Source organism: Streptomyces sp. NPDC028314 (genome assembly GCF_055565795.1).
The window spans coordinates 165,774-178,284 of record NZ_JBVHTP010000018.1 but is presented as its reverse complement, the minus strand read 5'-3'; the positions used below and the strand labels follow the sequence as shown (position 1 = coordinate 178,284).

Annotated in this window: 9 protein-coding genes and 1 pseudogene; 3 read left to right on the top strand and 7 right to left on the bottom strand. The window is 72.6% G+C overall.

Features of this window, described 5'->3' with window-relative positions; translation table 11 throughout:
* Positions 1-407: pseudogene (locus ACZ4TG_RS33340) on the bottom strand (crotonyl-CoA carboxylase/reductase); the annotation flags it as partial.
* Between the two features lie 304 nt (positions 408-711).
* Here ACZ4TG_RS33340 and ACZ4TG_RS33335 point away from each other — a divergent pair.
* From ACZ4TG_RS33335 to ACZ4TG_RS33325, 3 genes are all read left to right on the top strand, one after another.
* Positions 712-1,494: an AfsR/SARP family transcriptional regulator gene (locus ACZ4TG_RS33335; RefSeq protein WP_468170348.1), complete on the top strand. Its 783-nt coding sequence runs from the start codon at positions 712-714 to the stop codon at positions 1,492-1,494.
* Positions 1,495-1,674: 180 nt separating this feature from the next.
* Complete coding sequence (locus ACZ4TG_RS33330) at positions 1,675-2,529, top strand: sterol desaturase family protein (protein ID WP_468170345.1); 855 nt, start codon at positions 1,675-1,677, stop codon at positions 2,527-2,529.
* Positions 2,530-2,537: 8 nt separating this feature from the next.
* The gene (locus ACZ4TG_RS33325) at positions 2,538-4,094 is read left to right on the top strand and encodes an MFS transporter (RefSeq protein WP_468170342.1); all 1,557 of its coding nucleotides are present in this window, start codon (positions 2,538-2,540) and stop codon (positions 4,092-4,094) included.
* A 108-nt stretch (positions 4,095-4,202) separates the two neighbouring features.
* Here ACZ4TG_RS33325 and ACZ4TG_RS33320 read toward each other — a convergent pair whose 3' ends face one another.
* From ACZ4TG_RS33320 to ACZ4TG_RS33295, 6 genes are all read right to left on the bottom strand, one after another.
* Positions 4,203-6,437, bottom strand: a complete 2,235-nt coding sequence (locus ACZ4TG_RS33320; protein ID WP_468170339.1) for an FAD/NAD(P)-binding protein — start codon at positions 6,435-6,437, stop codon at positions 4,203-4,205.
* Complete coding sequence (locus ACZ4TG_RS33315; RefSeq protein WP_468170336.1) at positions 6,434-7,606, bottom strand: 2-aminoethylphosphonate aminotransferase; 1,173 nt, start codon at positions 7,604-7,606, stop codon at positions 6,434-6,436. Before ACZ4TG_RS33315 ends, ACZ4TG_RS33320 begins: the two co-directional genes overlap by 4 nt.
* Positions 7,603-8,742, bottom strand: a complete 1,140-nt coding sequence (gene aepY / locus ACZ4TG_RS33310) for a phosphonopyruvate decarboxylase (protein ID WP_468170333.1) — start codon at positions 8,740-8,742, stop codon at positions 7,603-7,605. The genes ACZ4TG_RS33315 and aepY overlap by 4 nt, the downstream gene beginning before the upstream one ends.
* Complete coding sequence (locus tag ACZ4TG_RS33305) at positions 8,739-10,325, bottom strand: isocitrate lyase/phosphoenolpyruvate mutase family protein (RefSeq protein WP_468170330.1); 1,587 nt, start codon at positions 10,323-10,325, stop codon at positions 8,739-8,741. The genes aepY and ACZ4TG_RS33305 overlap by 4 nt, the downstream gene beginning before the upstream one ends.
* An 88-nt stretch (positions 10,326-10,413) precedes the next feature.
* Positions 10,414-11,241 carry an aldo/keto reductase gene (locus ACZ4TG_RS33300; protein WP_468170327.1) on the bottom strand — a complete coding sequence of 276 codons (828 nt, stop codon included), beginning with the start codon at positions 11,239-11,241 and terminating at the stop codon, positions 10,414-10,416.
* Entirely contained in the window at positions 11,238-12,470 is a 1,233-nt protein-coding gene (locus tag ACZ4TG_RS33295; RefSeq protein WP_468170324.1) for a cytochrome P450, read from the bottom strand. The genes ACZ4TG_RS33300 and ACZ4TG_RS33295 overlap by 4 nt, the downstream gene beginning before the upstream one ends.
* Positions 12,471-12,511 lie beyond the last annotated feature (41 nt).

The window sequence follows — 12,511 nt, the reverse complement described above, 5'->3', positions numbered from 1 at the left end:
TTCCAGGCGTTGACGCCGGGGCCGGTGCGCAGCACGACGCCCGCGAGGTCGGAGCCGATCACGTGGTACGGCAGGTCGTGGCGCCTGGTGAGCTCGCTGAGCTTGCCGTACCGCTCCAGGAAACCGAACGTCGGTAGCGGCTCGAAGATCGAGGACCACACGGAGTTGTAGTTGACCGAAGAGGCCATCACGGCCACCAGGGCCTCGCCCGGGCCGAGTTCCGGCACCGGCACGTGCTCGACGTGCAGGGACTTGCGCGGGTCCTTCTCGCCGGTGGCGAGCCCCTCGAACATCCCGACGTCCTCTTTCCGGACGACGATGCCCCGGTAGCTCTCCGGGATCCGGAGCTCCGCGAAATCCCTGGATGTCGCATCGCCCGCAAGAATCGTGTCGATGAGTTCTCTCACGTGATTTTCTCCCGGAGTCAGGAGCCGCTCGGACGAGCGCCTCCGTCGCACCCTAGGAAGCCCGTGCAAGAGCCGCAAACCCCTATTCGGTGCCCGCTTCCCGGGCATAGGGCCCCAGAAAAATAGGGGGGTGTCCGTCGCCGGGTAGGGGGGTGCCCCCACTTCCCCTGCGTTTCCAGGGGGAGCGGGGTGAGGGTGGCGGATAGGGGTTCCGGCTCCCCACCGGTGGCGGCATATTCGGGCTGCCGGTGGAATTTAACCGGTTCATTGGCTGTCCATAAGCAGAACCACGGGGGAACGTGTGATGCGATTCAAGGTGTTGGGTCCGGTGGAGCTGGTCGCCGCAGACCGTGCGGTGGCCCCGCAGCCCGCGAAGATCCGAGCGGTCCTGGCGCTGCTCTGCGTCCACGCGGGGACGGACGTCTCCCGCGAGAGCCTGGTCGAGGCCCTGTGGTCGGGCAACCCGCCGCGGACGGCGCGCACCGCGCTCCAGGTCTACGTGTCGAAGCTGCGCAAGTACCTCGACGAGCACGGCGGCTTCGCGCACCGGCTGATCACCAAGCCGCACGGCTACGCGCTGGACCTGGAGCCCGACGAGCTGGACCTGCACGAGTTCGAGAGCCACTCCCGCAAGGCCCAGGAGCACTTCGCCGCCGGCCGCCCCGAAGAGGCGCTGCGCAGCCTGAACGCCGCCCACGGGCTCTGGCGCGGCCACGCCCTGGCCGACCTGCGCGGGGTGCCCGTCTTCGACAACCTCGCCCGGCAGCTGGACGAGAAGCGCATCGACGTCATCGAGCGGCGCATCGAGATCAGGCTGGGCCTGGGGCAGCACAAGGAGGTCGTCGGGGAGCTGTACGGGATGGCCGGCGTGCACCTCACCTGGGAGACCGTCCACTCCCAGCTGATGCTGGCGCTCTACCGCAGCGGTCGGGTCGCGGAGGCGCTGGAGGCGTACCGGCGGATCCGCGAGGCGCTGGTCGAGGAGCTCGGCCTGGAGCCCGGCGAGCGGATCCGGCGCCTGCACCAGGCCATTTTGGCCCGGGACCCCTCGCTGGAGGCCGACCGGCTTCTGCCGGCGCTGTTCTGACCGCCGGGAGCGGAATTAGCGGTGTTTTAGCGGGGTGCGTCGTGGGCGTTGTTACTGTCGCTGCGCGCGCCCCGTACGCCATTGGGCGGACCGATTCCGGGATTCGCGCATCCGCACATCGATTTGAAAGTGGGGGTTCGTTTGTTCTCGCATCTGTCGGAACGTCTTCACGACCCGATCATGTATGCGCTTCCCGCCGTCGCGCTCATCATTCTCGTCGAATTCATGGCGATACGTTTCGACGACGACGAACGCGAGCGGTTCAGCAAGGCGGACACGCGCGCGAATATCCTCACCGGTCTCGGGGCGCTCATCGTCTCCAGCGTGATGCGCACCGCCGCGCTGGTGTTCTACGCGTGGCTCTACGTCGAGGTCGCACCGTTCCGGCTGCCGGCCGACTCCTGGTACACCTGGGTCGTCCTCTTCATCGGCGTGGACCTCACCATCTACTGCTACCACCGCATGACCCACCGGATCCGCCTCCTGTGGGCCGGCCACCAGGTCCATCACTCCAGCCAGTACCTGAACGTCTCCGTCGCCCTGCGGCGCAAGTGGGCGCAGTGGTTCGAGAAGCTGATGTGGCTGCCGCTGCCCCTGCTGGGCGTCCCGCCGGCCCTCGTCTTCACCATGCACTCGCTGCACCTGATCTACGGGCTCTTCGCGCACACCGAGAAGATCGGCAAGCTCCCGCGGCCCATCGAGGCGATCTTCGTGACCCCGTCGCACCACCGTGTGCACCACGGCAGCGACCCGGAGTACCTCGACAAGAACTACGGCAGCATGCTGATCATCTGGGACCGCATGTTCGGCACGTTCCAGCCCGAACTGCACCGCCCCACCTACGGGCTGACGAAGCAGATCGAAACGCACGGCATCTGGCGCATCCAGGCCCACGAGTTCGCCCGCATGTTCCGCGACATCCGCGGCGCCGGCACCTGGCGCGACCGGGCGGGCTACGTGTTCGGCCCTCCGGGATGGACGCCCGCCGCGGAGCGGAGCGGCAGCGGGACGGCCCCGGAGCGAACCGCGGCATGAGGCGCGGCATGAACCGACTCCGCGGCCATCCGTGGCTGACGCTCGCGACGCTCGCCCTGGGCGCCGTGATGGTCTCCCTGGACACCACCATCGTCGCCGTCGCCCAGCCCGCCATGCAGGCCGAACTCGGGGCGAGCGTCGGGGGGATCCAGTGGGTGACGGCCGGCTATCTGCTGGCCCTGGCGGCCCTGCTGGTCGTCGCCGGGAAGCTGGGGGACCGCCTGGGCCACCGCCGGGTCTTCCTGGCGGGGGTTGCCGGGTTCGCCCTCTCCTCCGTCGCCATCGGGCTCTCCACCGACATCACCTGGGTCATCGCGCTGCGGGTGGTGCAGGGGGTGTTCGGGGCGCTGATGCAGCCACCGACCCTGGCCCTGCTGCGCGCGACGTTCCCCCCGGACCGGCTCAACGTGCCGATCGCCGTCCGCAGCGGCGTCCTGGGCCTGGCGACCGCCGCCGGGCCGGTCGTCGGCGGACTGCTCGTGCAGTACGCGAGCTGGCAGTACATCTTCTTCATCAACCTGCCCGTCGGCATCGCCGCGATCGCGCTGGGGCTGCTGGTGCTCCGGGAGGCGCGCCCCGACACGGCGACGGGGTCCTTCGACCCCGTCGCCGTGCTGTTGCTCGCGGGCGGCCTGCTCGCGCTGCTGTGGGGAGCGGTCCGGGCACCCGAGCTCGGCTGGGGCGACCCGAGGATCTGGGCGGCCCTGACCGCCGCGGCCGTGCTGGGCACGGCCTTCTGCCGGTGGGAGGCCCGCGCGCCCGATCCGCTCGTACCCCTGTCGCTCTTCCGGTCACCCCCGTTCGCCGCGGGGGTGTTCCTCATGGTGCTGGTCTCCTTCGTCATGTTCGGAGTGCCCTTCGTCCTGACCTTCTTCCTGCAGAACGTCCTGGGCATGTCGCCCGTGCAGTGCGGCGTCCTGGTGCTCTGGCTGACGCTCGCCATGGTGGCGGCCGGTGTCCTCACGGGCCTGCTGATGCGTCGAACGGGTTCGCGGCGGCCGGCGCTGCTGGGCATGGCCCTCACCGCGGTCGCCACGTTCGGCCTGGCGCACGCCGTGGGGGCCGAGTCCTCCATGGGTGAACTGCGCCTGTGGTTCATCCTGTTGGGCTTCGGCTTCAGCGCCGTCATCGTGGCGGCGACCCATCTGGTCGTCGCCGGCGCGCCACTGCGGCACTCCGGCGTGGCCGGCGGCCTCCAGCAGACCGCGATGCAGGTCGGCGGCAGCCTCGGCACGGCCGTTCTGGGGGCGCTGATCGTGGCCAGGGTCGACGCCCTGCTGCCGGGGCGGCTGGCAGAGGCGGGCGTGCGCCTGTCCGGAGCGGAGCTCGACGAGTCCGTCCGCTCCGTCTCGCTGGGTCTCACACCGGACTCCTTCGCGAGCGGGTCGGCCGCCGCGGCCACCGTCCCCGGCACCTTCGTCGCCGCTCTGGACACCACGCTCCTGGCGTCCGGCGGGGTGGCCGTACTGGCCTTCGCCGCCGGGTACGCCCTGCTGCGCCGGCCGGCTCCGGCCGGGGAGGAGCCGGTACCGGCCGAGGAGGACCGGGTACCGTCCGCCCACTGAGGGCGAAGGCCACAGGGAGGAGGGGCGGGAACCGCGATCGGTTCCCGCCCCTCCTCCCTCCCGTGCTGCGCGGTGCTTCCGTGCCCCGGTGCTTCGGAGGCCGGGGCCTCAGACGGCCTGCCGGTCGGCCTCGTGGCTGTGTTCCAGCACCCGCCAGAAGTCCTCCAGCCACCTGAGGGCGTCCCGCATCACGTAGTGGTCGGCATCCGGCCGCAGCGCGGAGAGCAGGAACGACCTGCGCCCCTCCGCGGGCGGGCCCAGTACGGTGAGCCGTTCCTCCACGGTGCCGTCGCGGCCGACCGGGTGGAAGCGGTCGGTCAGGTCGAGACCGCCGGGCTCGAAGGAGTCGCCCGCCGCGGAGGCGTTGCGCCAGTACCGGACGGTGCCCCGGTCCAGCAGGTTGCGGAACAGCGGCGACGCGTCCCGGCGCGGATCGAAGGGGTGGATCCGGGCGTCCGCGAGGGTGTCGACCGGGCAGGAGGCTCCCGTGGCCGGCCCGTCGATACGGAACCGCCCCGACTCCCCGTCCTGGACGACCGTCGCCGCGGGGCCGGTGCCCGCGTCGAGGAGACCGTGCCGGACCAACGCCTGGATCCGGGCCATGACCTCGGCCGCGGCTCCGTTGGCGAGCCGGTTGTGCACCCGCGTGTAGCGGGCGAGGAAGACCCGGTGGGACGCGGGGGTGAGCCCGCCGTCGTCCACCGCGTGGCTGATCACCGAGCGCAGGTCCCGCCAGACGCCGTCGGCGGCGGCCTTGTGCGGGTTGTCCAGGTTGCCCTGCACCGCCCACCGCTGGTCGCGGTCCATGAAGTCGAGCAGCGCGGCCCGGTACTGCCCCGGACCGCCCCGACCGCTCCCGCTCAGCGGGGCGACGGTGCGCTCCCAGTCGAACCGGTTTCCGCGCGGGTCGGGCTCCAGCCGGAACGGCGAGACCCACGACGCGGCGTCCCCCCGCGGCCCGGCGAGGTTCGCCAGGCACGCGGCGCTCGTCCGCGCCTGCGCCTCGGGGCCGAACACCACCCTGATCCAGCGCAGGACGGTCTCCTCCACCGGCCAGTCCCGCACGCCCGCCCCCGCCACCGTGGTGCGGCCGCGCACCACCGCGTCGACGACGTCGGCGATCTCGTCCACCGCCGCCTCCAGCGGCCCGAGCAGCCGGCCCGGATCCTGCGGGCGTTCGCGGTGGGCCAGGCCCCCCGCGAGGAACTCGCGGTGGACGTCCGCGAGCCGGGCGCCGAGGAAGCCGGCCGTCCCGCTGCCGAACAGCGTCGTGTAGTGCACGTACGCCATCTCCAGGACCACCAGCGGCAGCACGTCCCGCTCGAAGTCCAGCTGGCCCGGGCCCCCGCGGCCGGCCCGCGCCGTGCCGACGCTCGCCCGCAGCCGGTCCACGGCCTCGTCGGTCAGGAACACGCCCCGGTGTTCGAGCCGGGCCGGATCGGCCTCCTTGTGGTTGTCGGGGCGGGCGAAGGTGAACATCCCGGCATCGCTGAACGCGAGGATCCGGGCGGGCTCCGCTCCGCTCGGCCGGTAGCGCAGTCCGTGCTCGGCATCGGGTTCGAACCGGCCGCCGCGGCCCTCGGTGAGGAACAGGATCTGGTCGATCGCGGTGAGGCCCATACCGGCGATCCCGACGACCTGCCCGGCGCCGGTGGCCGGCTCGGTGAGCGCCGCGTCCAGCGGATAGGCGCAGGGGAGGTACGCGGCTGCGGTGCGGTCGGCGAAGGCCAGCAGCTCGCGCGACCGGGCCGAGCGGCGGGGGTCGTGCTGGGTGTGCCCCGTCACCAGGAGCACCTGGTCGGCGGGGAAGGTATCCCCTCCGCTCACCCCGACCTCCAGCACACGGCCCCGGCGCCGCACGTCGACCACCTCCTCGCGGTGCAGCAGCACCTCGACGTCCGGATGCGCCCGCAACTCGTCGACGTAGCGCCGGAACATGTCCTGGAGCGCCATCCCGTGCACGTAGCGCTTGGGCCAGTCGTCGGGACCGAGGTCGAGATCGGGATGCCCGGTGCGGGCGAAGCGCTCCCTGCACCACTCGTGGAGCGTGGGCCGGTCCCGCGGCCGGCGCAGCGGCCCGGCGTCCTTCACCGACTCGTCGGCGGCGAAGGACACCTGGCTGCTGATGCGGTTCAGATAGCTGGTCCGCGGCTGCGCCGGACTGTGGGACTCGCCCGAGCCGAACTCCCCGGACCGCTCGAAGACATGGACCCGCAGCGACTGCCCCGGAGCGAGCCGGCCGATACCGGCCGACAGGCGCTCCAGCGCGTACGTGGCCCGGGGACCGCCGCCGACGACGGCGAGGCGGTGGACCGCCTGGGAGGCGCCGTGCACCGCGCTCACCGGGTCCCCCCGGCCGCGGCCGGCAGCGCGGACCGCTGCCCCTCGGAGAGGAAGCCGGCGAGCGCGCCGAGGAAGCGGTCGATGTCCCGCTCGTCCATGGCGCCCATGGTGGAGAGCCGGAAGTACCCGCCGGCGAGCTGCTCCTGGGCCGCGTAGATGACGAACCCCCGGTCCTTGAGGGCCCGGTGCAGGCTCTCGTACGGCACTCCCTGCGGCAGCCGCACCGCGGTGAGGCTCGCCGCGCGGTGCTCCGGGGCCAGCAGGATGGTGAGCCCCAGCTCCGCCAGACCCGCGCGCAGCCGTCCGGCCAGGGCCCGGTAGCGCGCGCCGCGTGCGGGGACGCCCTCGGCGAGGGCCAGGTCCAGGGCGGCGTCGAAGGCGTAGAACACGGGGACCGAGGGCGTGAACGCGGGCGCCCCCGCCTTCTCCTGGGCCCGGTAGTGCCGGTGCAGGTCGAGGTAGTACGTACGCCTCGGGTACTGCGCCAGATCCTCGAAGTCCTGCCGGGAGGCACAGACGAAGGAGACGCCCGGCATGCCCTCCAGGCACTTGTTCGCGGTGCCCACCAGCCAGTCGATCCCGTCCCGGGCGATGTCCAGGGACTCCGCGCCCACACTGCTGACCGCGTCCACGATGGTGCGGCAGCCGTGTTCGCGGGCCACCGCCCCGAGGGCCGCGACATCGTTGAGCATGCCCGTGCTGGTCTCGTGGTGGACCAGGGCGACATGCGTGAGGGAAGGATCGGCCGCCAGGGCGCGGCCGAGGGCGGCGGGATCCACCGGGGTGCCCCAGCCGAGCTCCAGCCGGGTGGTGCGGATCCCGTGGACGGCCGCCACCTCGTGCAGCCGCTGCCCGTAATGGCCGTTGTCCACGACGAGCAGCCCGCCGTCCGCCGGGACGGCCGAGGCGAGGGCGGCTTCCAGCGCGGCGGTGCCCGACCCCGTCAGCACGACGGAGGTGTACTCGGGCCCGCCCCCGCACACGGCGGCGGCCTTCCCGCGGACCCGGCCCATGAGTGCGGCGAACTCGGACTCCCGGTGGCACAGGTCCGGGCCGGTGAGCGCGGCTCGGACCGCCTCGTCGGTGTTCACCGGTCCCGGGTTCATCAGGACGACCCGCTGAGCGGACGCCGCCGGACGGGGCGTCGCGGAAGGGGACTGGCTGGTCATGAGGCGATCGTCTCCCGGAAGCGTGCGGCCGAGGCCGGCGGAGGCAGGGCGGGCCGTCCCAGGCCCGGATCGGAGTACGCGGCGATCCGTACGCGGAGCAGGGTCGGACCGGCGTACGACAACTGCTGCTCCAGGGCCGCGGCGAGCCCCTCGGCCGTGCTGGTCTCGGAGGCCGAGACGTAGCCGCAGGCGGCCGCGACCTCGGCGAAGTTCACGTGCCCGGAGCCGGTCGGCTGGCCGCCCGTGGACTCGTACGCCTCGTTGTCGAGGATGATGTGCAGGAGGTTCGGCGGGGCGAGGCGCCCGATGGTGGCCATCGCCTCCAGCCGCATGAGCGCCGCGCCGTCGCCGTCCAGTACGACCACCTGGCGGTCGGGCGCGTGCAGGGCGATGCCGAGGGCCACGCTGGAGGCGCAGCCCATCGAACCGACGATGTAGAGGTTGCCGGGGCGGTCCCAGTCGCGTTCCAGCTCACGGGCGGTCTTGCCCGTCGTGGCGACGACCAGGGCGTTCTCCCCGACGGCCCGCATCACCCGGCCGATGGCCTCGCTGCGCCGCATGAGCGGCCCGTCCGGGCCCCCGGCCCGCGGGCTCCCGCCGCCGGAACCCTCCGCGAGCGGGCGGTACTTGGCGATGGCCCCCTTGGGCACCACGAAGGCGAACGGCAGGCCGGTCCGCGCCATGTGCGCCTCGGCCGCCCGCAGCCGCTCGCGCAGCGTGGCAGAGTCCTGCGGCAGGATCTCGTGGCGGATCTCCATCGCGGTCAGCAGCTCCGGGGTGACCCGGCCCATCAGCTCGTGCTGGGGCTCGTCGGGCCTGCCCGGCTCGCCCCGCCAGGTGACCAGCAGCAGCACGGGCAGCCGCAGCGTGTGGCAGAGCGAGGTCAGCGGGTTGACGGCGTTGCCGAGTCCCGAGTTCTGGAGGATGACGACCGGACGCCGGCCCGCCACCCGGGCGCCGGCGGCGATCGCCACCGCCTCGCCCTCGTTGGCGGCGACCAGGTACCGCTCCGGGCGGGTGTCCTCCAGGCAGCTGATCACCGGGCCGAGGAAGGAGCAGGGCACGCCCGTGAAGGGCCCGTACCCGGCCTCCTCGAAGGCCGCGACCACCTCCGCCGGATCGAGGGCGTCGCTCACGCGGTCACCCGCTCGTCCAGCAGGGCGGTCAGCTCGCGCAGGTCGTCCCGCGTGCGCACCGGGGTCCACCCGCCCCCGACCTCCGCGGCCCGGACCGCCCAGCCGGTGCTGATGAGGTCGGCGAGCAGGTCCGCCAGGGTGACGGGCCGGTCCTGGGGTACGCCCCGCTTCTCGGCGGCCTGCCGCAGGGCGGCGAAGCCCTTGGGCGAGAAGGACGCGACGGCCGTGAACTCCGCGTCCGGCGCCGCGGCGGCCTCGGGGCCGATGGCCGTCACGAGGAGGCCGCCGGGGCCGGAGAGCCGCCGTCCGGAGACGGTGCGGGAGGACAGGGACACCGGGACACCACCGGGCTCCGCGGCCGTCCGGCCGCGCGGGGCCACATCGACCAGGACCGTGATGTCGGCCTCCGAGGCGGCGAGCCGGCGCAGGGGTTCGGCGTCGACGAAGACGTCGTCGGCGGCCACCACCGTACGGCCCGAGAACGCCGCCGGTACGTCGGCCAGCGCGGCGGCGACGTCCGGCGCCGCCTGCCCGGCTCCGGCGGGCGCCGGCTCCGGCTCCGGCAGGGAGGCGATCCCGCTCTCCTTCAGCGCCTGTGTCCGCAGCCGGGCCAGGGCGTCCCCGCTGCCGTGCGCGAGCTGTCCGGCGCCCTCGGGAACGACCACCAGCCGGGCGGCGGGCACGCGTTCACGGACGAAGCTCTCCTCGTCCCGCTTCAGCGCGGCCATCCCCTGGAGGTCGAAGACGGTGGCCAGCGGGGCGATCCGGTCCTCGACCCCGGTGCTGCGCCCGTCCTGGAGGATCCGGTCGAAGACCTCGGTGACCGCGCTGATCCCGGCCCGCAGGCCCTGGTTGGCGTAGATCACCATCTTGGCCCCGGCGGCGCCCAGTTCGTCGGCGCTGACCGTGTGGTAGGTGGTGGGCACCACGACCACCGGCAGGTCGGGCCGCCAGAGCCGGAGGAACTCCAGGACGGGCTCGGGGGAGGAGCCCTTGGCGTGGATCAGCACGGCGTCCGCACCGGCGTCCGCGTACGCCTCGCCCCGGCGCAGGGCCTCTTCCATGCCGTGCCCGGCGATCAGGGCCTCGATGCGGGCGATCACCATGAGGTCGGAGCCGCGCCGGGCGCTCTTCGCCGCCTCGATCTTCCCGCAGAACTCATCGAGTCCGGCCAGTTCCTGACGGCCCGGGATGAAGCTGTTGACCTTGGGGAAGACCTTGTCCTCGATGCTGACGCCGGCGAGCCCGGCCCGCTCGTAGCGCCTGATGGTGTGCATGACGTTCAGGGCGTTGCCGTACCCCGCGTCGCAGTCGGCGACCACGGGTACGTCCACCGCCGCGGCCAGCGAACCGGCCACGGCGAGCAGCTCGGACATCGTCAGCAGGTCGGTGTCGGGCAGCCCCTGGGACGCGGAGATCTCCAGCCCGCTCGACCAGACGCCGTCGAAGCCCGCGCGCTCGGCCAACCGCGCACCCAGCGGGTTGTGAGCGCCCACGATCCGTACCACCCCCGGCCGCGCGAAGAGGTCGCGCAGCGCGGACGCGCCCCCCGGGCCCGTGCCGCTGTTCTTGACGGGTTCCATGTTTCCCCCTGCTTTCTGTGTCCGTACTGAGTCCGTGCCGGTGTCCGGCGCACCGCCTGCGGGGTGCGCCCGGGTGGAACGAGGGTGTCTACGGGTAGTCGAAGGTGTCCGGGTCCGGACCCCAGCGCCGGCCGCTGTCCAGGGCGGCGACGGCGGCCATCTCGGAGTCGTCCAGGGCGAAGCCGAACACGTCGAAGTTCTCCGCGATCCGGCTCGCGGAGGCCGACTTGGGGATCACCAGGTTGCCGAGCTGGAGGTGCCAACGGATGACCACCTGGGCGGGTGAGCGGCCGTGCGCCCGCCCGATCTCGGCGAGGACGGGCAGGTCGAGCAGCCCCTGACCCGAGCCGAGCGGGCTCCAGGCCTGGGTGGCGATCCCGTGGGCGGCATGGAACTCCCGCAACTCCCCCTGCTGGCACAGCGGGTGCAGCTCCACCTGGTTGACGGCCGGCACGATGTCGCAGCTGTCCATGAGCCGCTCCAGGTGCCCGGCCGTGAAGTTGGAGACCCCGATCGCCCGGGCCCTGCCGTCGGCGTGGATCTTCTCCAGGGCCCGCCAGGTCTCCACGTACCGGCCGCGCATCGGCAGCGGCCAGTGGATGAGGTAGAGGTCGACCCAGTCCAGGCCCAGCTGCTCCAGACTCGTGTCGAAAGCGCGCAGCGCCTCGTCGGTGCCGTGTTCGCTGTTCCACAGCTTCGTCGTCACGACGATCTCTTCGCGGGGGATCCCGGAGCCGGTCACGGCGGCGCCGACGGCCCGTTCGTTGCGGTAGCTCGCGGCCGTGTCGATGCTGCGGTAGCCGGTCTCGAGCGCGCTCGCGACGAGGGGCCCGGCCTGCTCGTCCGGTATCTGCCACATGCCCAGGCCCAGTCGCGGGACCTCGGCGCCGCTGTTCAGGGTGACGTACGCGCTCATGCCCGCGCCTCCAGCCCGAGGTCGACGGGCAGGGAGTAGCAGCCGTGCAGATGCGTGGTCGTGCGGAAGGCGATCTCCTCCTCGGGGATGGCCAGCTTCATGTCGGGGTAGCGCAGGACCAGTTGCTCCAGGACCACCTCCAGCTCGATGCGGGCCATCGCGGCCCCCAGGCACACGTGGATGCCGTGGCCGAAGGCGAGCTGGCGCGGGCTGCGGGGCCGGTCGAGGTCGATGACCTCCGGGTCGGGGAAGGCGGCCGCGTCCCAGTTGGCCGCCTGCACCGAGGCGATGACGCCCTCGCCGGAACGGATCACGACCCCGCCGACCTCGATGTCCTCCACCGCCACGCGGCGCGGCGAGTCCCGGACGATGGCGTGGTAGCGCAGCAGCTCCTCGACCAGCACCGGGATGACCGAGGGGTCCTTGCGGGCGCGCTCGGCGAGATCGGGCCGCTGGATCAGCGTCAGCGCGGTCAGCTCGATCTGGTGGGCCGTGGTCGAGAAGCCGGCGAAGAGCAGCAGCGCGACGAACGAGATCAGCTCGATGTCGGTCAGCTCGGGATGGTCGGCGATCATCCTGCTGAGCAGGTTGTCGTCCGGCTCCGCGCGCTTGCGCTCGATCAGCTTCATCACGTATTGGAGCAGTTCCAGCTTGGCCTGGTCGCGCTCCGGGGACTCCAGGTCGTCGTGCGACAGCACCATCCGGACGTTGCGCTCGAAGAAGTCCAGCTCGTCGGTCGGGACGCCGAGCAGCAGGCTGATCGCCATCGCGGGGATCGGGGTGGAGAACTCCTTGACGAGGTCCACCGGCTGCGCCAGCGCCTCGATGGCCTCACAGCGCTCCCGCGTGATGCGCTCGATGTCGGGGCGCATCCGGGCGATGCGCTTGGGCGTGAACTCGGCGGCCACCATGCCCCGCAGCCGGGTGTGCTCCGGCTGGTCGGCGTGGGTCATGCTCATCGGCAGGTCCGAACCGCCCGGCAGGTTCCACCGGGGGAAACCCTCCACCTTGGGGTTCACACTGAAACCCGGGTGCGTGAGGATCTCGCGGACCAGCTCGTGGCTCGTCGCCAGCCAGGCCTGGGTGCCGTCGGGAAGGGCCACCTGTGCCAGCGGGGACTCGTCGCGCAGCTCGGCGACGGCCTCCGGCGGGGCGAAGGGGCACCCGCTGGGCGCGCCCTGCGGCAGCGGGGGCAGCCCCAAGGTCTGGAGGCTCTCGTCAACAGTCATCTCTTCCACCACTTCACGACTCGTTGCCTGACGGTTGGTCA

Coding starts and splice junctions, on each gene's coding strand:
- ACZ4TG_RS33305 (WP_468170330.1), bottom strand. CDS start 10,325: ATGGAACCCGTCAAGAACAGCGGCACGGGCCCGGGGGGCGCGTCCGCG.
- ACZ4TG_RS33330 (WP_468170345.1), top strand. CDS start 1,675: ATGTATGCGCTTCCCGCCGTCGCGCTCATCATTCTCGTCGAATTCATG.
- ACZ4TG_RS33335 (WP_468170348.1), top strand. CDS start 712: ATGCGATTCAAGGTGTTGGGTCCGGTGGAGCTGGTCGCCGCAGACCGT.
- ACZ4TG_RS33295 (WP_468170324.1), bottom strand. CDS start 12,470: ATGACTGTTGACGAGAGCCTCCAGACCTTGGGGCTGCCCCCGCTGCCG.
- ACZ4TG_RS33315 (WP_468170336.1), bottom strand. CDS start 7,606: ATGACCAGCCAGTCCCCTTCCGCGACGCCCCGTCCGGCGGCGTCCGCT.
- ACZ4TG_RS33325 (WP_468170342.1), top strand. CDS start 2,538: ATGAACCGACTCCGCGGCCATCCGTGGCTGACGCTCGCGACGCTCGCC.
- ACZ4TG_RS33300 (WP_468170327.1), bottom strand. CDS start 11,241: ATGAGCGCGTACGTCACCCTGAACAGCGGCGCCGAGGTCCCGCGACTG.